This is a genomic window from Ephemeroptericola cinctiostellae (assembly GCF_003339525.1).
Taxonomy (GTDB): Bacteria; Pseudomonadota; Gammaproteobacteria; order Burkholderiales; family Burkholderiaceae; genus Hydromonas; species Hydromonas cinctiostellae.
Window position 1 is genome coordinate 2,181,811 of record NZ_CP031124.1, and the last position, 26,126, is coordinate 2,207,936.

General features: G+C 48.4%; 25 protein-coding genes. 7 read left to right on the forward strand and 18 right to left on the reverse strand.

All coding sequences use genetic code 11. The annotated features are described in order from the left end of the window. Window positions 1-34: 34 nt before the first annotated feature. The 3 genes from prpC to DTO96_RS09815 all read left to right on the forward strand — a co-directional run bounded on the left by prpC (window position 35) and on the right by DTO96_RS09815 (window position 6,668). Window positions 35-1,210 (forward strand): bifunctional 2-methylcitrate synthase/citrate synthase, encoded by a 1,176-nt coding sequence (gene prpC / locus DTO96_RS09805; protein WP_114563327.1) that lies wholly within the window; start codon window positions 35-37, stop codon window positions 1,208-1,210. A 193-nt stretch (window positions 1,211-1,403) separates the two neighbouring features. Next, window positions 1,404-4,004: a Fe/S-dependent 2-methylisocitrate dehydratase AcnD gene (gene acnD / locus DTO96_RS09810; protein WP_114563328.1), complete on the forward strand. Its 2,601-nt coding sequence runs from the start codon at window positions 1,404-1,406 to the stop codon at window positions 4,002-4,004. A 57-nt stretch (window positions 4,005-4,061) separates the two neighbouring features. Continuing rightward, a complete protein-coding gene (locus DTO96_RS09815; RefSeq protein ID WP_225972483.1) occupies window positions 4,062-6,668 on the forward strand; it encodes an AAA family ATPase in 2,607 nt (868 codons plus the stop codon). A gap of 82 nt (window positions 6,669-6,750) precedes the next feature. On the opposite strand, the gene DTO96_RS09820 is transcribed toward DTO96_RS09815, so the two are convergent. Beyond that, window positions 6,751-7,248, reverse strand: coding sequence for a DNA-deoxyinosine glycosylase (locus DTO96_RS09820; RefSeq protein ID WP_114563329.1), 498 nt, complete (start codon window positions 7,246-7,248; stop codon window positions 6,751-6,753). Between the two features lie 130 nt (window positions 7,249-7,378). On the opposite strand from DTO96_RS09820, the gene DTO96_RS09825 reads away from it, so the two are divergent. Together DTO96_RS09825 and htpG are read left to right on the forward strand one after the other, a co-directional pair. After that, window positions 7,379-8,083: a hypothetical protein gene (locus tag DTO96_RS09825; RefSeq protein WP_114563330.1), complete on the forward strand. Its 705-nt coding sequence runs from the start codon at window positions 7,379-7,381 to the stop codon at window positions 8,081-8,083. Window positions 8,084-8,266: 183 nt separating this feature from the next. Further along, entirely contained in the window at window positions 8,267-10,183 is a 1,917-nt protein-coding gene (gene htpG, locus DTO96_RS09830; protein ID WP_114563331.1) for a molecular chaperone HtpG, read from the forward strand. Between the two features lie 754 nt (window positions 10,184-10,937). On the opposite strand, the gene DTO96_RS09835 is transcribed toward htpG, so the two are convergent. From DTO96_RS09835 to DTO96_RS09860, 6 genes are all read right to left on the reverse strand, one after another. Next, complete coding sequence (locus DTO96_RS09835) at window positions 10,938-11,447, reverse strand: DUF1993 domain-containing protein (RefSeq protein ID WP_114563332.1); 510 nt, start codon at window positions 11,445-11,447, stop codon at window positions 10,938-10,940. Between the two features lie 235 nt (window positions 11,448-11,682). Then, window positions 11,683-12,210, reverse strand: a complete 528-nt coding sequence (hpt, locus tag DTO96_RS09840; protein ID WP_114563333.1) for a hypoxanthine phosphoribosyltransferase — start codon at window positions 12,208-12,210, stop codon at window positions 11,683-11,685. A gap of 322 nt (window positions 12,211-12,532) precedes the next feature. Beyond that, window positions 12,533-13,594: an ACR3 family arsenite efflux transporter gene (gene arsB, locus DTO96_RS09845; protein ID WP_114563334.1), complete on the reverse strand. Its 1,062-nt coding sequence runs from the start codon at window positions 13,592-13,594 to the stop codon at window positions 12,533-12,535. A 104-nt stretch (window positions 13,595-13,698) separates the two neighbouring features. Beyond that, entirely contained in the window at window positions 13,699-14,244 is a 546-nt protein-coding gene (locus tag DTO96_RS09850; protein ID WP_114563335.1) for an arsenate reductase ArsC, read from the reverse strand. A gap of 211 nt (window positions 14,245-14,455) precedes the next feature. Continuing rightward, window positions 14,456-14,941 carry an ArsI/CadI family heavy metal resistance metalloenzyme gene (locus DTO96_RS09855; protein WP_114563336.1) on the reverse strand — a complete coding sequence of 162 codons (486 nt, stop codon included), beginning with the start codon at window positions 14,939-14,941 and terminating at the stop codon, window positions 14,456-14,458. After that, window positions 14,938-15,291, reverse strand: a complete 354-nt coding sequence (locus DTO96_RS09860) for an ArsR/SmtB family transcription factor (RefSeq protein WP_114563337.1) — start codon at window positions 15,289-15,291, stop codon at window positions 14,938-14,940. The genes DTO96_RS09855 and DTO96_RS09860 overlap by 4 nt, the downstream gene beginning before the upstream one ends. 479 nt (window positions 15,292-15,770) lie before the next feature. Here DTO96_RS09860 and DTO96_RS09865 point away from each other — a divergent pair, with 479 nt between their 5' ends. Beyond that, window positions 15,771-16,352 (forward strand): superoxide dismutase, encoded by a 582-nt coding sequence (locus DTO96_RS09865; protein ID WP_114563338.1) that lies wholly within the window; start codon window positions 15,771-15,773, stop codon window positions 16,350-16,352. A 189-nt stretch (window positions 16,353-16,541) separates the two neighbouring features. On the opposite strand, the gene DTO96_RS09870 is transcribed toward DTO96_RS09865, so the two are convergent. The 3 genes from DTO96_RS09870 to DTO96_RS09880 all read right to left on the reverse strand — a co-directional run bounded on the left by DTO96_RS09870 (window position 16,542) and on the right by DTO96_RS09880 (window position 18,624). Further along, window positions 16,542-16,790, reverse strand: coding sequence for a hypothetical protein (locus tag DTO96_RS09870; RefSeq protein WP_114563339.1), 249 nt, complete (start codon window positions 16,788-16,790; stop codon window positions 16,542-16,544). 243 nt (window positions 16,791-17,033) lie between these two features. After that, complete coding sequence (locus DTO96_RS09875; RefSeq protein WP_114563340.1) at window positions 17,034-17,546, reverse strand: flavodoxin family protein; 513 nt, start codon at window positions 17,544-17,546, stop codon at window positions 17,034-17,036. A gap of 67 nt (window positions 17,547-17,613) precedes the next feature. Then, window positions 17,614-18,624: a zinc-binding alcohol dehydrogenase family protein gene (locus tag DTO96_RS09880; protein ID WP_114563341.1), complete on the reverse strand. Its 1,011-nt coding sequence runs from the start codon at window positions 18,622-18,624 to the stop codon at window positions 17,614-17,616. A 412-nt stretch (window positions 18,625-19,036) separates the two neighbouring features. Here DTO96_RS09880 and DTO96_RS09885 point away from each other — a divergent pair, with 412 nt between their 5' ends. Next, complete coding sequence (locus DTO96_RS09885; protein WP_114563342.1) at window positions 19,037-19,345, forward strand: hypothetical protein; 309 nt, start codon at window positions 19,037-19,039, stop codon at window positions 19,343-19,345. A 52-nt stretch (window positions 19,346-19,397) separates the two neighbouring features. Here DTO96_RS09885 and lipA read toward each other — a convergent pair whose 3' ends face one another. The 8 genes from lipA to DTO96_RS09925 all read right to left on the reverse strand — a co-directional run bounded on the left by lipA (window position 19,398) and on the right by DTO96_RS09925 (window position 25,948). Continuing rightward, on the reverse strand, window positions 19,398-20,363 hold the full coding sequence (lipA, locus tag DTO96_RS09890; protein ID WP_114563343.1) for a lipoyl synthase: 966 nt from the start codon (window positions 20,361-20,363) through the stop codon (window positions 19,398-19,400). A 164-nt stretch (window positions 20,364-20,527) separates the two neighbouring features. Then, window positions 20,528-21,169, reverse strand: a complete 642-nt coding sequence (lipB, locus tag DTO96_RS09895; protein ID WP_114563344.1) for a lipoyl(octanoyl) transferase LipB — start codon at window positions 21,167-21,169, stop codon at window positions 20,528-20,530. A gap of 3 nt (window positions 21,170-21,172) precedes the next feature. Beyond that, a complete protein-coding gene (locus DTO96_RS09900; protein WP_114563345.1) occupies window positions 21,173-21,466 on the reverse strand; it encodes a YbeD family protein in 294 nt (97 codons plus the stop codon). After that, the gene (locus DTO96_RS09905) at window positions 21,463-22,485 is read right to left on the reverse strand and encodes a tyrosine recombinase XerC (protein WP_225972484.1); all 1,023 of its coding nucleotides are present in this window, start codon (window positions 22,483-22,485) and stop codon (window positions 21,463-21,465) included. The genes DTO96_RS09900 and DTO96_RS09905 overlap by 4 nt, the downstream gene beginning before the upstream one ends. Before the next feature lie 18 nt (window positions 22,486-22,503). Then, a complete protein-coding gene (locus DTO96_RS09910) occupies window positions 22,504-23,292 on the reverse strand; it encodes a DUF484 family protein (protein WP_114563347.1) in 789 nt (262 codons plus the stop codon). Window positions 23,293-23,308: 16 nt separating this feature from the next. Beyond that, window positions 23,309-24,178, reverse strand: coding sequence for a diaminopimelate epimerase (gene dapF / locus DTO96_RS09915; protein WP_114563348.1), 870 nt, complete (start codon window positions 24,176-24,178; stop codon window positions 23,309-23,311). Then, window positions 24,168-25,085, reverse strand: a complete 918-nt coding sequence (locus DTO96_RS09920) for a lysophospholipid acyltransferase family protein (protein ID WP_114563349.1) — start codon at window positions 25,083-25,085, stop codon at window positions 24,168-24,170. Before DTO96_RS09920 ends, dapF begins: the two co-directional genes overlap by 11 nt. Further along, window positions 25,082-25,948 (reverse strand): lysophospholipid acyltransferase family protein, encoded by an 867-nt coding sequence (locus DTO96_RS09925; RefSeq protein WP_157964399.1) that lies wholly within the window; start codon window positions 25,946-25,948, stop codon window positions 25,082-25,084. The genes DTO96_RS09920 and DTO96_RS09925 overlap by 4 nt, the downstream gene beginning before the upstream one ends. Window positions 25,949-26,126: the final 178 nt, after the last annotated feature.

Genomic DNA, 26,126 nt, shown 5'->3' on the forward strand with positions numbered 1-26,126 from the left:
CCTTAAATTGTCCACTTTTTGACATGGAGATACAATGACTACCCAAGACACCACTGCACCTGCTGCTGCACCAGCCGCACCCAAAGCCAAAAAATCAGTTGCTTTATCTGGCGTTACTGCGGGCAACACAGCATTGTGTAGCGTTGGCCGCTCAGGCAACGATTTGCACTATCGTGGTTACGATATTTTGGACTTGGCGACCCAGTGTGAATTTGAAGAAGTCGCTCATTTATTGGTGCATGGCACATTGCCAAACACGGCTCAATTGGCAGCATACAAGACACGTTTAAAATCATTGCGCGGCTTGCCAGCGGCATTGGCAGCGGTGTTAGAGCAACTGCCACCTTCAGCGCACCCAATGGATGTGTTGCGCACAGGCACATCGGTGCTGGGCAATGTATTGCCAGAAAAAGACGACCACAACCAAGCGGGCGCACGCGACATCGCAGATAAGTTATTGGCCTCATTGGGCTCAATGTTGCTGTACTGGTATCACTTTTCTCACAATGGCAAGCGCATCAGTGTTGAAACCGACGACGACTCAATCGGCGGCCACTTCCTGCATTTATTGCATGGTCAACCTGCACCTGAATCATGGGTGAAAGCCATGCACGTGTCATTGATTTTGTACGCAGAACACGAATTCAACGCCTCAACCTTTACATCACGCGTGATTGCGGGCACAGGCTCAGACATCCATTCAGCGATTACAGGCGCCATTGGCGCGCTGCGCGGTCCCAAACACGGTGGTGCAAACGAAGTCGCATTTGAAATCCAACAACGTTACAACTCACCTGACGATGCTGAAGCCGACATCCGTCGTCGTGTTGAGGCCAAAGAAGTTGTGATTGGCTTTGGTCACCCCGTGTACACCATTTCTGACCCGCGCAACGAAGTGATCAAAAAAGTGGCGCACGAATTGTCCGTTGAATCTGGCGACAAACGCATGTACGACATCGCAGAACGCTTGGAATCGGTGATGTGGGACGTGAAAAAAATGTTCCCGAACTTGGATTGGTTCTCAGCCGTCTCGTACAATCAAATGGGCGTACCGACCGCCATGTTCACACCGCTGTTCGTGATTGCCCGCACCGCAGGCTGGAGCGCACACATCATTGAACAACGGATTGACAACAAAATCATCCGCCCAAGTGCAAACTACACGGGCCCAGAAGATTTGGCATTTGTGCCAATGTCTGAACGAGGTTGAACCGTCATTCCCGCGCAGGCGGGAATCCAGCCAAATGCGCAGCCTATGTGACATTTGTGACGACACTTATCATATTGAATTAAGGGCGCACTTCGCGCCCCACTGAATTCCCGCCTGCGCGGGAATGACCACTCTAGAATCTGTCGGTAAAAAAACACCCACCCTCTTTAAGGGAACTGAGCAAGAGCACACCATGACAAACCACCGCAAACCCCTCCCAAACACCAACATCGACTACTTCGACACCCGTGAAGCCGTCAATGCCCTCCAAGCGGGCGCATACGAACAACTGCCCTACACTTCGCGCGTCCTCGCCGAACAGTTGGTGCGCAAAGCCGCTGACAACTCAACCGACGACGCCACGCTCAACGCATGGTTAGAACAACTCATCGGTCGCAAACAAGAGCTCGATTTCCCTTGGTATCCAGCGCGTGTGGTGTGTCACGACATTTTGGGTCAAACGGCATTGGTCGATTTGGCTGGTTTGCGCGACGCGATTGCGGAACAAGGCGGCGACCCTGCCAAAGTCAACCCCGTGGTGCAAACACAACTCATCGTCGATCACTCATTGTCCGTTGAATGCGGTGGTTTCGACCCCGATGCCTTTACCAAAAACCGCGCGATTGAAGACCGTCGCAACGAAGACCGCTTTCACTTCATCAACTGGTGCGCAACCGCATTTGAAAACGTCAACGTGATTCCAGCGGGCAACGGCATTATGCACCAAATCAACCTTGAAAAAATGTCGCCCGTGATTCAAAACCGCAATGGCGTCGCCTTCCCAGACACCTGCGTCGGCACCGACAGCCACACGCCACACGTCGACGCGCTCGGCGTGATTGCGATTGGCGTGGGTGGTTTGGAAGCAGAAACCGTCATGCTCGGTCGCGCATCGATGATGCGTTTACCCGACATTGTCGGTGTTGAACTCACAGGCAAACGTCAAGCAGGCATCACCGCCACCGACATCGTGCTCGCATTGACTGAATACCTGCGCAAAGAACGCGTGGTCGGCGCATATGTCGAATTTTTTGGTGAAGGCGCAGACAGCTTGTCCATCGGCGACCGCGCCACCATCAGCAACATGACCCCCGAATACGGCGCCACCGCAGCCATGTTCTACATCGACCAACAAACCATTGACTACCTCAAGCTCACAGGCCGCGACCCTGAACAAGTGGCATTGGTTGAAAATTATGCCAAAACCACAGGCTTATGGGCAGACGCATTAAAAACCGCACAATACCCACGCACTTTGAGCTTTGACCTCTCAACAGTGGGACGCAACATGGCAGGGCCATCGAACCCTCACGCACGCGTCGCCACCGCCGATTTGACAGCCAAAGGCATCGCAGGCGCATGGACAGAAACCGCAGGCGAAATGCCCGACGGCGCGGTCATCATCGCCGCCATCACCTCATGCACCAACACCTCCAACCCACGCAACACCGTCGCCGCAGGCCTGCTCGCCCGTAAAGCCCTCGAACTCGGCCTCACGCGCAAACCTTGGGTCAAAACATCGTTCGCACCCGGTTCAAAAGTTGCAGAAATCTACCTCAAAGAAGCAGGCGTACTCACCGACCTCGAACAACTCGGCTTCGGCATCGTCGCATTTGCCTGCACCACCTGCAACGGCATGAGCGGCGCACTCGACCCCGTGATTCAGCAAGAAATCATCGATCGTGATCTGTACACCACCGCCGTACTCTCAGGCAACCGCAACTTCGATGGCCGCATCCACCCCTACGCCAAACAAGCCTTCCTCGCCTCACCGCCGCTCGTCGTCGCCTACGCGATTGCAGGCACGATTCGCTTTGACATCGAAAACGACGCACTCGGCCACACCGCCGACGGCACGCCGATTTACCTCAAAGACATCTGGCCCAGCGACGAAGACATCGATGCGCTGGTCGCAAAAAGCGTCCACCCCGAACAATTCCGCAAAATTTACATCCCCATGTTTGACGCAGGCAAAGCCGAAAAATCAATCAGCCCACTGTACGACTGGCGCGAAATGAGCACCTACATCCGCCGCCCACCATACTGGGAAGGCGCACTCGCAGGCGAACGCACGCTCAAAGGCATGCGCCCGCTCGCCGTCCTGCCCGACAACATCACCACCGACCACCTATCGCCCTCCAACGCCATCATGATGAACAGCGCCGCAGGTGAATATTTGCACAAAATGGGCGTGCCTGAAGAAGACTTCAACAGCTACGCCACCCACCGTGGTGACCATTTGACCGCTCAACGTGCAACTTTTGCCAACCCTAAATTATTCAACGAAATGGTACACAACACCGACGGCACCGTCAAACAAGGCTCACTCGCCCGCATCGAACCTGAAGGCAAAGTCACCCGCATGTGGGAAGCCATCGAAACCTACATGGAACGCAAACAACCGCTCATCATCATCGCAGGCGCAGACTACGGCCAAGGCTCCAGCCGCGACTGGGCTGCCAAAGGCGTGCGCCTCGCAGGCGTCGAAGCCATCGCCGCCGAAGGATTTGAGCGCATCCACCGCACCAACCTCGTTGGCATGGGTGTATTGCCACTTGAATTTAAAGCAGGTACAAACCGTTTGACTTTAGGCTTAGACGGCACAGAAACCTACGACGTCATTGGCGAACGCACACCGCGTGCTGATTTAACGCTGGTGATTAACCGTAAAAATGGCGAACGACTTGAAGTGCCGATGACGTGCCGATTGGATACCGCTGAAGAAGTGGGGATTTATGAAGCAGGTGGGGTTTTGCAGAGGTTTGCGCAGAATTTCTTGGAGGGAAGTGTGTAATAATAATGGACTGTAATGCAGTCCATTATTATTTATATTTAAAAAAAAGGGGGGAGTATGAGTCAAGAACAGGAAGCTGCCAATGAAGTGTTAACGCTAGAGGCTGAGGTTAATAAATTTTCAAACGAACTGCCATATTGGGGGCGTTTTTTAGCTAAGAAAATTTTGTCAGACTCAACTATTTCAGACATTGACATAGATATTGTTTATCAATATCTACTTGAAGAACTCACTCTCTTACCGCCTACAGAGAAACCCAACTTGGCAATAAACTATTGCGGAAACAACTCTAGTGACTACAAACTTGATTTGTCTTTCACCAAGCTTGAAAATATTGAAGGCGTAAACGCCTTAACTGAAAATCAAGTAATTGATTTCAGCCCAAACCTTACAATTATCTACGGTGCAAACGGCTCTGGAAAATCAGGGTACGTTCGTTTACTGAAAAAAGTTTTCTATTCAAAGACACCAGAAGAAATTATTCAAAACATTCACATCAAAAGCGAACACAAACCCGTTTCAGCAAACTTTACTTTTCATTCAGCAGATTCTGGCATTTCTTTAAAGTATCCTGACAACTCTAATAATTCAGAGTTTGAGCAATTTGCGGTATTTGACAATGGTAGTGTAAAGAAACATCTTGATCACAAGAATGAATTTGAGTTTCGTCCAGCAGGGTTGAGTTTCTTCGCTGACTTCACAGAAGCAATAAAACGGGTTGAAGTAAAACTCAATTCTGAAATTGCAAGCAAACAAACTTCAAATGAGTTTGACGTTTGGTTTGATGGGGAGTCTGAAATTAAAGCCTTGGTTCAAGGCTTAACAGCTCAAACAAACATTGTAGATTTAAAAAAACACACTCCATTTTCAGAAAAAGATAAAACAGAAAAAGCCGCTATCGAAAAGAAGTATGATGAAGTTGCGCTAGCATCTAAAAACAAAGAGAAGGATATTATAAAACTTGAAGGCATAAAGAAGAGTGTAAGCGACAATAAAAAGACTATTGAGTTTATCAACACTTACTTTGCTTCGACGTATCTCACACGTGTTCAAACTTCAATAACTGATTGTTTAGATAAAGAAGCTGCTGCAAAAGCAGGAGGAATTGAAAATTTCAAGACAAATAAAGTTCAAAATATCGGAACTACAGAATGGAAGAATTTTATTGTCGCTGCTGACAAGTTTGCGAAACAGCAAAAAGGAGATGAAACAGTCTATCCCAAAAGCAATGACAACTGTTTGCTTTGCCATCAACCACTTTCAGAAGAGGCAGAAAACCTGATTAATAACTACTGGGTTTTTATAAAAAGTGTTGTAGAACAAAACGCAACTCAATCACAGCAGGAACTTAATGAAATAAAAGCTGGTTTTGAAAAACTTACATTTGATTTATTCCCCATTGATAATATTTTAACCGTTTGGCTGACTGAAAACTATCCAAATTTTTTGACATCAGTTAAAGAAAATCTTGCAGCACAAAAAGTTCTTACATCAAATATCGTTGCTGACATCACAGGAAAAACAGCAAACAATCGAGTAGAAATTCAAACCAGTGTAGATGATCATGACACAATTATTTCTGCAATAAATGAATCAATAAGCACTCTGAAAAATGATTCACTAGGCGCAGAGCTAACGAAGCTTCTAAATACAAAAACATATCTTGCTCACAAGGAGAAGTTCAATATTCATTTTGAAAAATTCACGACCTACATTCAAAATCAACAATGGATTCTGAAAGCGAATACTATAAGTTGGGTAAGTCAAAAAAGAACCATAACAACGTGGGAAAAAAACCTTTCAGGTAAATATTTCAATCAAAAGTACGTTGATATTTTCAATCAAGAGTGTGCGCATTTGAATGGAAGTTTCGGAATTGAAGTTAGTCATACTGGTTCTTCAGGTACCTCATTCAGGCAACTTACTTTGAAAGGTAAAAATCCAGCTGCAATTCTAAGTGAAGGGGAACAAAAAGTAATTGCTTTAGCTGACTTCATGGCTGAAATGCAACTCTCTGATGTAAACAGAGGAGTAATATTTGACGACCCTGTAACCTCTTTAGACGAAGGAAGGAAAAAGGATATTGCTCATCGACTTATCAAAGAATCAGGAAGGAAACAGGTAATTGTCTTTACTCACGATTTAATCTTCGTTTCAAATTTGATTACCTTTTCAGAAGAGTGCACGAATCCTTTTCTTTGTCATTGGGTTGAAAACAGAGACGGCAACGCTGGACAAGTTTGGTTAAAAAATTCACCATCCTACGAAAAAGAATATCGCAACGCTGAACCTGCAAGGAAGCATTACACAGATGCGAATAAAGATGATTGCCCACCTGCACAACGAGAGTTTCTAGTTAGAACAGGATTTACCGCTTTAAGAACATGTTATGAAGTTTTAGTAATCAACGATCTTTTTAAGAATGTTGTTCAGCGTTACAACGAAAGAGTTAGTGTTGATGCTCTGTCAAAGGTGTTTTTTGATGATGAACTGGTGAACGAGTTATTGGACAGCTTTGCTCAATGCTGCAGATATATGGAAGGCCATACTCATAGCGATAAATACGCTTATAAGAAACCAGAACCAACAAATCTTAACGAAGAAATAATCAGGTATGACACGATACGAACTAAGATAAAGAAAACCACAAAACCAACCGCGTGACATCATTACTTCGACGGGGAATCCTACGTATTCTTTCTCTAGCTTAGCTCATAAGGGCAATGTGTGGTTCCACACATTGCCCTTATGAGTCGTTCTTAATCACACCCCACTTCCCCAACTTTTCCTCAAACCCCATCCGAGCATTGGCTGGACTGGTGCTGGGGAGCGGGATGATTTGAACGGTTGCGCTGAGGTGTTTGGCGATGTGGCGTTTGAACAGGATTGCGGCGGTGCCACCGTTGAGGTAGATCGTTTTAATGCTGGGGTATGCGTTGATCAGGCCGATGATGTCGTTGGGGATGACGGTGTCGGGTTGAATGGCGGAATCAAGGCTGCCTTCACGTTGGGCGGTGGCGATGACATCCCATAGGGCGATGCGGTTTTGCTTTAGTAGCTCAATTCGCTCATCGTAGGTACATGGCGCACCGTTGGCGAACAGGGTTTCGATGATGCGCCAAAAGGCGTTTTGTGGGTGGGCGTAGTATTGTTGCTGGCCGAGTGAGGTGACGCTGGGCAGTGAGCCGAGGATGAGGGCGACGGGCGACTCGTGCGGTAGGATGCAGTTGAAGCTTTGAATCATGGGTGCTTTCAATGGGTGTGTTTAGCGCATGCGGTCATGTGGCTGAGCGTGCGTTGTATGGCGTTTTTATGTGAAAATGGCGCATCAATGGCGTAGACTGTATGTCCTATTTGCCCAATGAAGGTTCAACATGATTCAGTTTCACGGTGGTTTAGGTTCGTATTTGGCTTTGTGCTTCGGCCTCATTTTAAGCCCTGCCCTCGTTCAAGCACAGGATTTTCAGGGTGCTTTTGTGTCTGACAATGGTTTTGATCATGTTGTCGTTCATAAGCACCACGTTCAGGCATCGGCCGTTTCTGCTTCGGGTAATTTGTGTGACGTTGATGGCGACTATAAATCGAGTGGGTGGGTTGTGGCAAGCCATGAATGTCAGTTTAAGCTGATTCCTTTGGCGAATGGCGGGTTTAAAATTGATTTACCCAATGAATCAGCTTGCGATGCTTTTTGCGGTGCAAATGTGAGCATCAGCGGCGAGTACAAGCCCGTCCCGCCTGCGTGCGACAATCAGCGCTTTGAGCATTCGTTAACGGTGTACCGCAGCCAGTATCACCAGCAACAGTACGAAGCGGCTTACCAGACTTTTTCAAAAACGCTGAGCGCGTGCAAGCCTTTTATTGATTTCTTGACGCATGACAAGGCGGCGAGCGAGTTGTCTTTATCGCTCAAGCAACTGGGGCGCGGTCAAGATTGCCAAAGGTTGCTCAATCAAACCCGTGCGCATGGCCAAACGGAAGCGGCGTTGAAAGAATTTTACCCTCCCGTGATGTTTGACAGTTACATCGGTACGGCGAGAACCATTTGGTTCAATGCCAAAGCATGTGGGGATGCTCTATGATGAACAGCTGTGCTCAATAATATATAACAATGCATGTCAAAACGTGATCCATGCGAGCTCAAGAAACACTTGAAAAGGCATGTTTGATCCCCATAATCAGATGAACAACCTTAAAAAAGAACAAAAACCCTGCTTAAACCACAGGGTTTTTATATGGATCACATTGAATCATCAAGGAGTTTTATGAGCACCACCAACACCCCGTCAAAAACCCACAGTTTTCAAGCCGAAGTGTCGCAATTATTGCATTTGGTCACGCATTCATTGTATTCCAATCCTGAAATTTTTTTGCGTGAGCTGGTGTCGAATGCGTCGGATGCGTGTGACAAGCTGCGTTTTGAAGGATTGAACAATGCCGCGTTGTATGAGAATGACAGTGATTTGGCGATTCGCATCACTTTGGACAAGACAAAAAAGACTTTAACAATCACCGATAACGGCATCGGTTTGACCGCGCAAGATGCGATCGACAACCTCGGGACGATTGCCAAAAGTGGTACAAAAGATTTCATGAGCAAACTCTCGGGCGACCAAAAAGCCGATGCGCAGTTGATTGGTCAATTTGGTGTGGGGTTTTATTCGGGCTTCATCGTCGCGGATAAAATCACGGTCGAGTCGCGCCGTGCGGGTGCGCCGATCAGCGAAGGTGTGCGCTGGGTGAGCGGTGGCACGGGCGATTTCACAGTGGAAACGATTGAGCGTGCGGCACGTGGCACGAGTGTGATTTTGCATTTACGCGACGATGCGGAGCAGTATTTGAACGCTTGGCAAGTCAAACAAATCGTCAATAAATATTCGGATCACATCAGTTTGCCGATTCAAATGTACAAAGAAGCATGGCAAGACGCGAAAGAAGAAAATCAGCCTGGCGAAATGGTCACCACCGATGAGTGGGAAACCATCAACTCAGCAAGTGCACTGTGGACGCGTCCCAAAAAAGACATCACGGACGAACAATACACCGAGTTCTACAAACACATCAGCCACGATTTCACTGCGCCGTTGGCGTGGGCGCACAATCGCGTGGAAGGTTCGACCGAGTACACACAATTGTTGTTCATTCCTGCGCAAGCGCCACAGGATTTGTATTATCGTGACAGCAAAACAGGTTTGAAACTCTATGTCAAACGCGTGTTCATCATGGATGATGCTGAAAATTTATTGCCGCATTATTTGCGTTTTGTCAAAGGTGTGATTGACAGTGCGGACTTGCCGCTCAACGTCAGCCGTGAGCTGCTGCAAGAAAGCCGCGATGTGAAAACCATCCGTGAAGGCAACACGCGCCGCATTTTAAGCACATTGGAGCAACTGGCCAACAGCGAGGATGCCACCGAGCAGGAAAAGTTCCGCACCTTCTACGCGCAATTCGGCGCGGTGCTTAAAGAAGGCGTGGCAGAAGACACCGGTAACCGTGACAAAATCGCCAAATTGCTGCGTTTTGCTTCCACCACCAGCGATGAAGTCAGCCGCTCATTCGCCGATTACAAAGCCAGCATGATCGATGGTCAAGAAGCCATTTACTACATCACCGCCGATGGCTTGGCTGCCGCCAAACACAGTCCACAACTGGAAGTGTTCCGTAAAAAAGGCATCGAAGTGCTCCTCATGACCGATCGCATCGACGAATGGGCTTTGGGCTATTTGACCGAATTTGAAGGCACACCCTTGCAAAGCGTGACCAAAGGCGCGGTCGATTTAGGCAAACTGCAAGACGACGATGAGAAAAAAGCCGCAGAATCCGCCGCAGAACAACTGAAACCCCTGCTCGATAAACTAGAAGCCACGCTCAAAGACAAAGCCAAAAACGTCCGCATCACCACACGTTTGGTCGACAGCCCAGCGTGCTTGGTCGCCGACGAACACGACCTGTCACCCCAGTTGGCTAAAATGTTCAAGCAAATGGGTCAAGCCATACCCGACAGTAAGCCGATACTCGAAATCAACCCAGAGCACGCTTTGGTCAAACGACTCGAAACCGATGCCGAACATTTTGATGATTTGGCACACGTGATTTTTGATCAAGCCATGCTCGCCGACGGTGATCTGCCCAGCGACCCTGTCGCATATTTGAAGCGAGTGAATGCGATGTTGTTGGGGTGATCGTTGATTGTTGCTGGCTGATCGTTGCGGGTTGATCGTTGCGGGTTGATCGTTGCTGGTTGATCGTTGCTGGTTGATCGTTGCTGGTTGATCGTTGCTGGTTGATCGTTGCTGGTTGATCGTTGCTGGTTGATTCGTATGGGTTGGTGGTGAATGTTGTGATCCCAAAGTGTGACTGGGCATGTCAATATTTGGGTTCACACCAGATGTCACCACCCATTTCCACACCTCAACATGGGAATATTGAGGTGTGAAAACAACAATGCATGCTCATACAGGGATGTGGGGACATGGGGTTTGAGATGGATATGCGGCATGGATGCTCCACCCATGAACTGATTAACGCGCCTCGATTAACTTAACATGTCTCAAAAAAGAAAATCAATGGCTCAAAAAAGCGCGCGCCAAAGCCCAACGTCGCAGCCATCGCCTCAAAGGCTACTTCGCACAAAGACAAGTGCATCATCTCACTCAGAGATGATGCAGCGCACAGCAAACGGCGCTACGCTGCTTGAACATTTGTAAAATGAGGGGACACAGTGTGCCCCTCATCGCAACTGACTGACATCCGCCTCGAAAGGCAAAAACCCGCAACCAAACGCGTGTCGCGCTAAAACCTCCAATCACCTTTTTAACCCCATCTTGTCAGTCTCGTGCTTGGCTTTAAATGTCATTTTTTTAAACTTTATTTTTAAATTTCATTACTAAACTAAATGCACTGCGCAATGGGAGCATGACCGCTTGCCTCAGTGCCTCACCCACCCAAAAAATCCACTTTCCCCAACCCCACCCCACGATGACGCAAGATGTTGTATGCCGTGGTCAGGTGGAAATAGACGTTTGGCAGTACAAAATCATTCATGTAGTCCCAACCGTTGAATTTCAGCTCTCGATCGCCAGGCAGCTTGAGGAGGATGTCTTTGCTGTCTGCACCCTCGAATTGGCTGGCATTGAAGGTGTCGAGGTGGGCAATGAGTGCAGCGATGCGGTCGCGCAATTGGGCAATGGTGGCTTCATTATCTTCAAATTTGGGGATGTCGCTGCCTGTGAGGCGACTTGCTGCGCCTTTGGTGAAGTCGGTGACGATGCGCACCTGCGAAGCAAATGGGAGCATGTTGGGGTAAAGGCGGTCATTGAGAAAAACAGCGTCGGCGATGTTGTGTTCGGTGCAGTGGGTTTGGAGTTTCTCAAGGATGGTGTCGAGGGCTTTGATGCGTTTGACGAGCGGGGTGATGAGGTCGTAGAGGTTGTGTTGTGCTTGCATGGCTATTCCTTTGATCTTGTTGGGTTGGGTTGGGTTGGGTTGGGTTGGGTTGGGTTGGGTTGGGTTGGGTTGGGTTGGGTTGGGTTGGGTTGTCCGTTATTTTTAGTGCTTTTTGATGTTTGTTTGTGTCTTCTTTTTTCGGTTGAAAGCCTTTGATCCCTTCAGGGCACAGCGGTTAAGGCGTGCGTGACAACATGGGTCAATGCGTGACAGTTGATGACATTTAGGGTCAAAGTCAGTTTGGCGAGATCGCGCCGATATAAGGTAAATGACGGTAGTGTTCTGCGTAGTCAATGCCGTAACCAACAATGAACACATCGGGGATTTCAAAACCTGTGTAGTCGATGCTGAGGTGCGTTTGCCGCCGCTCGGGCTTATCCAGTAGCGTGCATATTTTAAGGGATTTGGGATGGCGCGATTGCAGGTTTTCGGAAAGGTATTTGAGGGTGAGGCCTGAGTCGATGATGTCTTCGACGATGAGGATGTGACGGTTTTCGATGTCGGTGTCGAGGTCTTTGTTGATTTTGACCACACCTGAGCTTTGGGTGCTGTGGCCGTAACTCGATACGGCCATGAAGTCGATTTGAATCGGTACATCAATTTTTCGGATGAGGTCGGCCATGAAGACGCTGGCACCTTTCAGAATGCAGATCACGAGCAGTTCTTGGCCGTGATAATCGCGACTGATTTGCGCGCCAAGACGTTCGACTGTGTTTGCCAGTGTGCGCTCATCAAATAGGATGTGTGTGATGTGGTGTGTCATGGTGACTCCTTGATCTTAATCCTTAAACTTAATCCTTAAACTTAATCCTTAAACTTAATCCTTAAACTTAATCCTTAAACTTAATCCTTAAACTTAATCCTGAACTTAATTTTATCGTATATTTCAGACATCACCCATATTTCACGGTCATTTTTAAAAGAATTGATTTAAAAATCGCCCCCTGCTGTTCCATCAAAAAATCATTGCGGCACGCTTCCCCACTCAGAATGGACGTGTTGAGCACTCAAAGCACATCAGCAGGTACAAAAAAAGCGTGAATTTCTATTGAATTCACGCTTTTTTACCAATGCACATTGTGTATTTAGCGATTTTCATACCAGTTTTTGCTTCGATTGACCCACCGAACAACCAGCAACATCGCGGGCACTTCAACCAACACACCCACCACCGTTGCCAATGCTGCGCCCGATTGAAAACCAAACAAACTGATGGCGGCAGCAACCGCGAGCTCAAAGAAGTTGCTCGCACCAATCAAGGCCGATGGGCAAGCGACACTGTGCTGTTCACCCGCCCAGCGGTTGAGCACATAAGCCAAACCTGAATTAAAAAACACTTGTATCAGAATCGGCACCGCCAGCATGGCAATGATGAGCGGCGACTGGACAATCGCTTCACCTTGGAATGCGAACAACAAAACCAGCGTCAGCAACAACGCGACAATTGAGTAGCTGCCAATGCGATTCATGGTGTTGTCGAAAGCCGCTTGTCCCTTCTTGAGCAGGCTTTTGCGGAGCAGTTGCGCCAAAATCACAGGAATGACAATATACAATGCGACCGACAAGAGCAATGTGTTCCAAGGCACGGTGATGGCGGACAGACCAAGTAACAAGGCAACAATCGGCGCAAAGGCGACAATCATGATGGCATCGTTCAACGCGACTTGAGACAGCGTGAACAATGGGTCGCCGTGGGTCAATCGACTCCACACAAACACCATGGCGGTGCACGGTGCAGCGGCCAGTAAAATCAGACCCGCGACGTAGCTGTCAAGCTGTTCAGCGGGTAAATAAGGGGCGAACACATGACGCACAAACAGCCAAGCCAAAAATGCCATAGAAAAGGGTTTGACCAGCCAGTTGATGACCAATGTCACGCTGATGCCGCGCCAATGCGATTTCACTTGATGCAATGAGCTGAAATCAATTTTCATGAGCATGGGAATGATCATGACCCAAATCAGCAGGCCGACTGGGATGTTCACTTGCGCGATTTCAATGTGGCTTAGGCTTTGAAAAACGGTGGGAAAAAATTGACCCAGTGCAATGCCGACAACAATGCACAAGGCGACCCACAGGGACAGGTAACGTTCAAATAAGTTCATGGTGTGTGTTTCAAAGAGACAACGTTGAATGGGATCATTCATCCGAATGCCTCATTTCGAATGATTTATTTTGGAGGGCTCGTTTCGATGATCGCTTGGTGATCACTCGGTAATTATTTCGTGATTATTTGGCGATCATTTGGCGATCATTTCACCAATACCGCTGCCAATTGCGCCACACGTGCGACTTTTGGCATGGCATGCCATGCTTTGTTCAATGCAATGCCATCACTGGCCTCATCCGTCAACGATTCGAGCAGATCAAGCAACATGAGCATCCGATAAGCCAGCGCTTGTCGTGTGACTTCAAATGCCGCACGTTTGGCCTCTTCACCACCCATGGCATTAGAGGGATCGGGATAACCCCAATGCACTTTAATCTGCTGCGCATTGCCAATGAACAATGGACACGTTTCACCTGCTGCCGAGTCACACACGGTGATGACGATGTCAATCTCAGGTGCGCCAATTTCCGTAAAGACATCCCAACTTTTACTTTTTAAATAGGCGGTATCTACGCCTGCGGCATTCAGCACCGCGAGGGCGTGCGGATTTGTTTTGCCCGAAGGCGCACTGCCCGCGCTATGGGCTTTCACTGCGATGCCATACTCCGTGGCCCAATGGTTGAGCATGGCTTCGGCCAACGCACTGCGGGCGGAGTTGTGGGTACAGAGGATGAGTACATTGAGCATAAAACTTCCAAACGGTCTAAATTGATCGAAGCGATCTGAACAATAGAGGGTGTCAAGTCAAACACAATTAAACAAAGCCAAACAGACGTTTTGCGTTTGACTGAATTCCTACTAAAAGCACGTGGTGGATAGCGGGTCGAACAGCTCAATCAATCTTCCTGATGCTGAAATCAATTTTTAGAGCTTCCCAACAGCAGTTAAAAAAAAGCAATTAACAACATCCACTACCCGCTTTAGGCACGCAGCATGATGACAGTGATTTTTCCGCTGCGGGTGCAGCTGCCAACGGCGCACAACATGCGTCTTTGGTCTCACTCACCTCTTTACCAAACACGGGGATCGTGTCGAGCGTATGGAATGTTTCCCACGCCAATCCCGACGGATCCGTGACCCAATATTTATCCGATTGTGCATAGCAACACGCGGCTTCAGTTTCCTCCAACACTGTTGCATTCAGTGTTTTCAGGCGCGTGTGCATATCAGCCAATTCTTCCGCATGCTCCACTTGAATGCCAATGTGGTTCAAACCAACCGCGGCACCACGTTGCGAAATCGCAAAATTCATGCGTGGGTCATCCAACATCCATTTGGCATAATCACCTTTGAGCACGCTCGGTTCAGCGGCGAACAACGTTGAATAAAACTGAATGCTTTGGTTCAAGTCATCCACTGCAACATGCATGTGTAAGCGTTTCATGGTGTTTCTCCTGAGTTATTCACGTTATTCGGCGTGCAGCACACTTCATTTGTGGGGGCGCACGGATGACCACCACAACAGTTTTCGGTTAAATAACGAATCACTGCATTCATCGTGTCAAAATTCGCGGCATATATGACAAAACGCCCCTCTTGGTGCGCACTCACCATGTCGGCGTGCAACAGTTCTTTCAAATGAAAGGACAACGACGATGGTGCAATGTTTGTCATTTCAGCTATTTTGCCCGCTGGCAGCCCCTCTGGTCCCGCCTGTACCAAGAGTTTAAAAATGCTCAAGCGCGATTCTTGCGCCAAGGCCGAGAGGGCTGAAGTGATGTTTTTTGTTTCCATATTTCAATAATAATTGAAATATGGAAACAAATCAAGGTATTTTCATACAATCCACCCCATCACCACGCTCTGCAGCATGTGATTGGGCAATCCAATACATTGAAAAAGTAAAAAAGCTTTTGAGTTGACCGCTTCCAATAAATTTCAACGCACCCACTCATTCAAACACCTCACGCCTCATTCCCGCATGGGGTGAGCAAGAATCCAGCGAGGAACGAAGACACCTTAACTCATTCATTTATAAAGCTAAAACAAACCTTTGCGTTTGACTGTATTTCTGTCTCCCATGCGGGCATGGCAGCACGAGCCACTAAAAAGCCTGCCCTGTTTTGAAGCCAATGTTCAGAAGCCCCCTTAATAACAACTCAACCGTTTTTTCACACAATGTGAAGCACAAACGCAATTAAATTTATCGTTTATAATGCCAATTAATCGAAAACACCACAGCTTTATTTTTCAAACCACCACCGAGGAACGACATGGAACACACTTTACCCGCCCTGCCATATGCAATGGACGCACTCGCACCGACAATCTCTCAAGAAACTTTAGAATTCCACTATGGCAAACACCATAAAGCATACGTTGACAACTTGAACAACCTCATCAAAGGTGGTGAATTCGAGAACTCAACTTTAGAAGAAATCATTAAAAAATCTTCAGGTGGCATCTTCAATAACTCAGCTCAAGTGTGGAACCACACATTCTACTGGAACAGCTTGTCACCCAATGGCGGCGGCGCACCAACAGGCGCGTTGGCTGATGCGATCAATGCGAAATGGGGTTCTTTTGACAACTTCAAAGCAGAATTCTCTAAAACAGCAGTGACAACCTTCGGTTCTGGCTGGGCATGGTTGGTGAAAACACCTGCAGGCGAACTCGAACTCGTTTCAACTTCAAACGCAGCCACACCTTTGACCACAGACAACAAAGCCTTGTTGACGTGCGACGTATGGGAACACGCTTACTACATCGACTACCGCAATACGCGTCCAAAATACGTTGAATCATTTTGGAATCTGGTGAACTGGGATTTCGTTGCAGCCAACTTCGCAGCTTAACAACCTGTTTTACCTAGATTTAGCCTCAAAAAAAACACCGCACTGATTTCAGTTGCGGTGTTTTTTCATCATGAAAACCGTATATATTCTGTCATGCCATGCCTGACACGCCCCCCCTCCTCTGCTGGAGATTGCAAATCAAACCTGTAACGACACATCGGATGGTTTAAGGTTAACAATATGGTTGTATTATTTTTCTGTCAACTCAGCGGCGATTTTTTCATACGCATCACGCAGCTGTTTCATGGACTCAATCGCTTGCTCATAATGCGCATTCGGCACTGCCATCATTTTTGCAAACTCCTCATCCGAAGCCAGAGGGAACATCAATCGGTATAGGTTTTGGCGCACCAGCCAACCAGCATGGGCAAACTCTGCAGCGCGATGGGCTTGTTCATACAAGGACTTTGCCATTTCGACTTGCATACGGGTGATCATGTCATTCTCCCTCTAAGATGGCCACACCAGCATGGGCACACATCACAAACCTGCATGGTGATTGGCATGAAATAAAGATGAAATAAAAAATAAAGCGCCAGCGGTCATTCATCCAATAAACATTTGACACACTTGATCTAGTCACGTTGGATGATTTAATTATAGCCCTCTCGCATCCAATGTGAAAGCCCAATGAAAAAAGCCCTAGGGATTGAGATGCACCTTACAAACCCATCATATTTTTTAAATCAACCCCATCGCCAAGGCGGCCGCCATGTATTGCCCCAATGCGTATGCCTCTGCCACATCAACATTTTTCACTTCACCTCGCACAATCAAAACATCATGCGCCAGTGCCATGCCATAACCAACCATGATGCGCCCCACCGCCGCTTGTGCACCACGTCCATCGTTGCCACAACTCACAATCAAACCATAAGAACGACCAGCGGTGTCTTCGCGCACGACATCATAAGTGCGGTCAAACATGGCTTTCAACTCGCCCGACATATAACCAAAATTTTCAGGCGTGGCCAATAACAACGCATCCGCACGGCGTACAACATCGGCCTCAACTTCACGTGCATGGCATAATTTAACTTGAATATGCGTGCCATCATCATCGACTGAAGGATGAGGTGCATTTGATGACGCCATCAACTCCGCACAGCTGGCACACGCCCCATCGTACGCAGCTTGTATCAATGATTGCGTTCGCCCAGACTGGCTGTGATAAACCATCAATAAGGTTTTCATCGGGCGTCATCCGTGCACATAAGGTATGAAATCAACAAGGTCAATAAGGTCAATGGCTTGAATGGATTCAAAATCCCTCCAGCACGATTTTCCCACGGCTGCCACCACTTTCAAGCAAAGCATGCGCACGCTTTAAATTCTCAGCATTGATCAGGCCAAACCGCTCCGCCACTGTACTGGTGATTCGCCCTGCATCGACCATGTCCGCCAGTTCATTCAACAGCTCATGCTGAGCAATCATGTCATCGGTTTTAAACATCGATCGGGTAAACATTGACTCCCAATTTAAACTGATGCTTTTGCGTTTAAGCAAACGCACATCGATGTATTCAGGATCATCAATCAAAGCAAAATGCCCTTGGGGAGCGAGCAATTGAGCCAACTGCTCAAAATACAAATGGGTATGCGTCAGACTGGCCACATAATCCACCGATTCAATGCCAACAGCGGCCAACTGCGGCGCCAAAGGCTCATGGTGATTGATGACGTGATGCACACCAAGCTGCTTCAGCCAATCATGGGTATCGGTACGAGATGCCGTACCAATGATGGTGAATGGGGTCAACTCACGCAACAGCTGAACCATGATTGAACCCACGCCACCCGCCGCACCAATGATAATGATGTTTTTTTTCACATCGCCATTTTTGGCAATCAACAAACGATCAAATAAAATTTCCCAAGCCGTGATGCCAGTCAAAGGCAACGCTGCAGCTTCGGCAAAACTCAAAGCACTCGGCTTTCGCCCCACGATGCGCTCATCGACCACATGAAATTCACTGTTCGCACCAGCGCGCGTGATGTCACCCGCATACCACACCTCATCACCCACCTTAAACAAACCCACATCCGCCCCGACCGCACGCACCACCCCAGTCGCATCCCAACCCAAAACTTTCCACTGTCCCTCAGCCGCACCGCTTGAGCGACGCACCTTGGTATCGACTGGATTGGCAGAAATGGCCTTGATTTCAACCAAAATATCTCGCCCCATCGGCTCAGGAACAGGCAATTCGACATCCATCAGTGAGCGTTCATCGGTGATGGGCAACGAAGTTTGATAAGCAACCGCTTTCATGGTGTTCTTCCTTATTCAAATGTGATTAATGCGATGAAATATTCTATCCCGAAATCAAACATTTGGCTGCCACCTGTTTAAATGAAGACAACAGGTGACTTATAGCTGACGGGTTTAATGCCTCAAATCAGTACAGCATTGCTTGCATCCTGTTGACTGCCACCCAAATGAATTGAGCACATCAAAAATTTGATGTGCTCAATTTAAGCTGGGGAAATTCTAAACAACTTACTTTATCAATAACGCCTTCAGTTGCAAATATCGTTAGAAGTCACAATCAATGTCATTTTCATAATTAAATGCTACTGAAACCATCGTTTTTCATATATTTAACAACGATATTTGCTACTGAAACTGTTAAGTACCCTTGCCTTAACTCTTTTTACAACATTATTTGAGATTGGATTATTAAATGAGCACATTAAAAGCATTAAGAATTGAAACTTCAAAAAAATATTACCATAGCCCATCTAAAGAGTCTGAATGTTGGAATGCGGTAAAAGATTATAACGAGGATTTGAAACATCACTTTAATTTATACGCCAAACACATCGCGCTACTCATGGAGCGCAACAACATAATCCCTGATGATGATTTTCCTCTGTTAATCAAATGGGAGTGGGCGAATGGCGTATGTTGCGAGTTTAAAATAGAACGTCATGTTGAGGTTTCATATTCAGCGAAAAAAGTCTCAAACAAGCAAAACAGTAGCGTCTATTGATGTTGAGTAGCAAATATCAATGTTGGGTACTATTTATTGTTGGAATTCACAATCAAACACCCGCTTCATGCGCCTGAACATCAGCGTGGTATGAACTGCGTACCATCGCGCCGACGGCGGCATGGGTGAATCCCATTTCATATGCTTTTTCCTCGAACATCTTAAATGTGTCGGGGTGAACATAACGGCGCACAGGCAGGTGATGACCTGACGGTGCGAGGTATTGACCGATGGTGAGCATGTCGATGTTGTGTGCGCGCATGTCTTTCATCACTTCGAGGATTTCTTCATCTGTTTCACCCAGACCAACCATCAGGCCGCTTTTGGTCACAGCGGTGGGGTACATGTCTTTGAATTCTTTGAGTAACTTGAGCGAGTGCATGTAGTCCGCGCCGGGGCGCGCTTCTTTGTATAAGCGAGGCACGGTTTCAAGGTTATGGTTCATGACATCTGGTAAGCCGTCTTTAAAAATATCGAGGGCTTTTTGGAGGCGACCACGAAAATCTGGGACGAGCACTTCGATTTGTGTGCTGGGTGATTGTGCACGCGTCAAGCTGATGCAATCAACAAAGTGTTGTGCGCCGCCATCGCGTAAATCGTCGCGGTCAACGCTGGTGATGACGACGTATTTGAGCTTCAATGCCGCAATGGTGCGGGCGAGGTTAGCAGGTTCTTTGGTGTCCAATGGGTCTGGGCGGCCGTGACCAACGTCACAAAATGGGCAGCGGCGGGTGCATTTGTCGCCCATGATCATGAAGGTGGCTGTGCCCTTGCCAAAGCATTCGCCGATGTTCGGGCAGCTGGCTTCTTCACACACGGTGACGAGTTCATTTTCACGCAGGATTTTTTTGATTTCATTGAATCGACTGTTGCCTGATGCCGCTTTGACGCGAATCCATTCGGGCTTTTTCAGTACTTCGGTGTGGACAACTTTCACAGGGATGCGTGATACTTTATCAAAGGCTTTTTGTTTTTTACTCGCATCGTAATCTGCGGGTGTTGTGATCGTTTCACTCATCTCTGGCTCCAAATAGTCAATCCATCTGCGTGAATTGCTTTAAGTGTTAAATTTATTTCAAATATTAAATACATTGTGCGCTGGGTCTGCTCAGACTCGGCTGTTTGGGTACATTCATTGCAAAAATTGGTTGAGCCAAACGGCCGTTTTCTTGCAGTTGCAATTCATGCCAAGCTTTCATCCGCCTGCCATTGGGCGATTAAATGTTGCGCCAACAGCTCCGCAACTTCGGCCCATTCGGCTTGCACACCAAAAGTTTTCATGTCGACGGTTTCTAAACCCACATAACCGCATGGGTTGATGTGTAGGAACGGTGCCAAATCCATGTCCACATTAAAGCTGAGGCCGTGGTACGTACAGCTGCGTTTGATCTTTAAACCCAATGCCGCAATTTTAGCACCTTCATGAATCCCCTGCCCGACATAAATCCCTGGTGCGCCGTCCTTACGCACACCTTGAATGCCATAATGTGCGAGTGTCAAAATGATGGCCCCTTCGATTCGGCGCACCCATTCACGAATCATCATGCTGCGCCGTTTAAGGTCAAGCATCATGTAGACCACCACTTGGCCTGGGCCGTGGTAAGTGATTTGACCACCCCGCTCCGTTTTGACCAATGGGATCTGTGTGGCGTGCAGAAGGTGCGCTTCCAAACCCGCCTGCCCCAGTGTAAAGACAGGTGGATGTTCGACCAACCACAGTTCATCTGGGGTTTCTGCATCACGCGTGGCGGTGAAATTTTTCATCGCCGTTTCTGTCGGTAGGTAGTCGACAAGACCGAGGCGTTTGATGTGCGGTGTATTCATTGTTTACAGCACATAGCTGACCATCGCATGCGATGTTAAAGCGCGGTACACGTCGTCTAGTTGTTCTTGACTGGTGGCGTTGATGGTGCAAGTCAAACCCAAGTATTTGCCACTGGATGAAGGGCGCATTTCCATCGTCGCGGGGTCAAAATCAGGCGCAAATTGTTGCACCACTTCGGCAATCGTTTGAGCAAAGTCATCGACTCGCTTGCCCATGATTTTGAGTGGAAATTCACAAGGGAACTCGATTAAATTTAAACGTTCTGGCAGATCGTTTGGGGGTGTTGCTGTACTCATGCTTCATCTTTCTGATTTTTTTTATGGGCGCGTGGATGCGCCGCATCATAAATTTTGGCTAAATGTTGAAAATCTAAACCGGTGTACACTTGCGTCGCGGCCAAACTGGTGTGGCCGAGCATTTCTTGCACCGCACGCAAATTTCCTGACGATTGCAGCACATGAGAGGCAAAAGAATGGCGCAGCATGTGCGGATGCACATGCACAGGCAAACCCAAATGACGTGCGTGTTGAGCCAAACGCAATTGAACCGAACGCACGCCCAATCGTGTGCCATAACGCCCAATGAACAACGCGTTGCTTTTGCTTGCAGCGGCGGACGCATTGCGTGCGGCCAACCATGTGTGCACAGCAATCAACGCCGATTGCCCAACGGGGACAATGCGTGGTTTATTGCCTTTGCCCAAAACATGCACATCACCTTCAGTCAGATCCACCCAACCATTGCCATCATTCAACGCCCCTGCTGGTGGCACCACATCCAAGCCGACCAATTCCGACACGCGCAAACCGCTTGAATACAACAATTCGATGAGGGCATAATCGCGCAACAGCAGCAGCGTCTGAGCAGCCGATTGATCGGCTTCAACCGCCTCACGGTTACCCACAAGGTTCACCACATCATCGACCGACAAAGCTTTGGGTAAGCCTTTGGCGGCTTTGGGCGCGCGGATGGTTTTAACAGGGTTGCTCTGCACATGGCCATTGTGAACCAGCCAAGTGAACCAAGAACGCCAACTGGACACATAACGTGCAATGCTTTTTGCGCCTTGTCCAGCACCATGCAGCTGCATGACCATCTGCCTCACTTGAACAACGGTGATGGATTCAGGGACAAGGACATTCAAGTGTTGGCAACATTGTAGCAAAAGCTGCAAATCGCGGGCATAACTGCTGCACGTCGCTTCTGACAAGCGTTTGTGCATCGCAATCCATTCCAAATACGCTTGCATCAACGGACTCAGTTCAAGAGCCACCCCGGCAACAATGGGTACTCGGCGTTTAGATGACACGCTCACACGATCCTCGCTTCATGCTCATTTGATGCTCAAATGCACAGGAGAACGCACGCGAGACAAGGCCGCCCCGGCCATTTCACCAATGCTTTGTAAAAAATGTGTGGCCATGTCAGGTGTGAATCGATGCACATCTTCCGCCCCCATCAGCAGCACACCCACGCACACATGCTCATTCATGCGCTTGCCCCACAAAGGCACAATCGATAACGAAGCAATGTGGCCACTGACCGTTTGCTTGGCCAATTGGGCTTCAATTTCAAAACCCTTGCAAGGCCCGCAATACGGCGCACGCAAGCTGTTGGCAAAAATCACCACATTGTCCGACCACTCATTGCCCACAGGATAAAACAACGACTTGGCATCGTCGCTCCACACCATGATGCGAATCGCATCCAGTGCAAATGCACGGCGCACATCGGCCTCGACCTGTGCGGGTAAAGCCGATGCATCGGTTTGCTCCAACCAACGAATCACCAAAGCCAGCAATTTATCGTAACTCCGTTGGTTGTTGGTGGCTTGCGCCAGTAATTTTTCCAACCGCGCTTTGTGCTGATCGGCCTTTTCACGCAACACATTGGTTTGCCAATGCGCCATCGAAATCACATTACCGCCCGTCGTGCTCGCCAGCTGAACATTGGCCAACACTTCAGCGTGCTCTTTGAAGAAATGAGGATTGTTTTCTAAATACGCCAACACCTCCGACGCATTGATGACCTGCGCATCACTCAGCGCTTCGTCTGCTTCTACCGCATTGGCCTGCTGGATGATGTCGTTCTCAATTGCAAAATTGAACTCATCGTTTGACATGTATAACCTCTATTTTTTAAATGGTAATTTGCCCATCAAACACCGTGACTGCTGGACCGCTCATCAGCACAGGCTCGCCTGTGCCCGCCCATGCAATCGACAACTCACCACCTCGCGCACTCACGCGCACAGGCGATGTGAGCACACCGCGACGAATGCCTGCGACCACAGCAGCACATGCGCCCGTACCACACGCCAAAGTCTCACCCGCACCGCGCTCAAAAATCCGCACTTTAATGTGGTGTGGGTTCATGACCTGCATGAAGCCCACATTGACCCGACGTGGAAACATGGGGTGCACCTCCAGTTCCGCTCCTTCGGTCAACACGGGCGCGGCATCCACATCCGTCACAATTTGCACGGCATGGGGATTGCCCATTGAAACCAAGGAGATGTCACGGCGCTCACCATGGGTCAATTGAACCTCATACAGGGTGTCCTCCGCCTGCGCGCGTGTTGGCAATCCATCCACCACAGCAGGTAAATCAGCCGCCACAAAGCCCGGTGCACCCATGTTCACCGTCACAGAGCCGTCGTCATTCAATTTCAACACCATCGTGCCCGTGGCGATTTGCACCGCCACTTCGCGAGTGTTGGCCAAATGTTGGGTTAAACCTTGGTCATACACGTATTTGACAAAACAACGCGCCCCATTGCCGCAATTTTCCACCAATGAACCATCGTTGTTGTAGATGGTGTATTTAAAATCCATGCCTGCAATGGTTGGCTTTTCAACCAATAAAATTTGATCCGCACCAATGCCAAACTGGCGATTGCCCAACGCACGCCAGTCGTCAGCGGTCAGCGCCGACAAATCCTGCTCAATGGCATTAAAAACAATGAAATCATTGCCCGCGCCATGCATTTTTGTGAATTTAAGTTCCATGAGATGCCATTGTTTTTTTGTAAAAATCAGCCTCGCCTTCAGGGCGGGTTTTGAATCGTTTATGCAACCAGAGGTACTGCGCAGGTTCTTCGAGAATGCGCGCCTCAATGAATGCGTTCATTTCTCGCACCGCCGCCGCCTCATCCTCACCAGGATAACCATCCCATGCAGGGTAAAATTGTACCCTATAGCGCGTTTGTCCACGCGCCAAAGCCTCAGTATCGATGCGGGTGACGCATGGCACAATCAGTGCGTTGGTCAGCTTGGCCAGCTTAGGCAATGCGGTCAAAGTCGCCGCCGTCTGTCCAAAAAAAGTCGAAAACATCGCATCATTGATGCCAAAATCCATGTCGGGCAAGTAATACAACGGAATGTTTTTACGCAACAACTTCACCAACCCGCGCACACCATCGTGCCGTGAAAACAAATGCCCTTGCCCAGAGCGCATGCGCCCTTCAAGCATCAACGCATCAAACACGGGATTGCGCTGCTTTTGATACATGGTCGCCATTTCCACATCCATGTTGATGCGCAAACCACCCACGTCTAAACCAATAAAATGAGGGGCAAGAAAAATGATTGGACGATGTTGTGCTTTCGCATCCAGCCAATGCTGCTCATCAACATACACTGTATGATCGTAAATTTTTTGCTTGTCACCAAACCAAAACACGCTGCGATCAAACAAACCGTGGCTGAAATAACGCAAATGTGTGCGCACCGTTTGATCAATCTGCGCATCGCTCCATTCAGAGAAACATTTACGTAAGTTCACCGTCGCCACATGCACACGCTTTTGAGCCAAAGGGTATGCCGCTTTTGCCACCCATTCAGATAAACGAAAACGCACACCTTGCGGCCAACGCCCCATTTTACGCAGCAATGCTGCACCCATTTCAGACATCATTGCGAAGCTCCTGCGGCGGGTGTCGACTCGGCGGCAACAGGCACACGTTTATAGCGGTTATAAGCCCACAGATACTGCTCAGGTGTTTGGCGAATCACATCCTCCATGAGTGCATTGATGCGCGACGCATCGTCCACCGCATCACCCGACGCTGTAAAATCAACCACATTGAATTCAATTTCAAATCGATGGGGGGCATCCACCCGTCGCGCAAACATGGTCACTAAAATCGCATTGGTCTGCCGCAACAGTTTTGCGGGCAAAGTCATGTTCAACGCAGGTTGGCCAAACACGGGAATGATCACACCTTCTGCCGCCTCATTGGGCACTTGATCGGGCAACAGCCCCACCAACTCACTTTTTTTCAAGGCACGCAACATCGTCCGAATACCCTTGACATCGGCACTCGCCATGTTCACATTGAATTTTTGTCGTCCCGCCAACATCGCCTCACCGACCATCGCTTGTTTCGGCGGGCGATACATCGCAGTAAACGGCTCACGCTGACCAATCCACAACGACAGCAACTCAAATGCGCCCACATGCGGCGTCAACATCAGCACCCCACGTCCTTGCGCTTTCGCTTGCATCACCGCATCCCAGCCCACCACTTTCACTTGAGGCAACAGCGCATCCACACGCGGTGTCCAAATGTAAGCCAGCTCAATCACACTGCGCCCCATATGCTCGGCCGCCGAACGCCAAAACGTGGGCGAATCGTATCCTGCATAACTTGCATTGGTCTGCAGACGCACGCGATACCGCGCATCAAACCGATACGCCAACCGCCCCAGCATCGCACCCAACGCATGTAAAAATGCCAAAGGCAAATAGGATAAAAAGCGCAATAAAACTTTAATCAAAATTTGACATCCAAAGAAAGAACCACAAAAAGTAGGCATTTTTACGTATTTTAAATCGCAAGGCCACAACAGCCTCTGCCTAAGTGCTATAATACCAGCGTTTTACATCATTTTTGCTGGTTTAACGACAACTTACGGGGCAAAAATGGATTTGAGAGCGGACATTTTACTGTGCCCG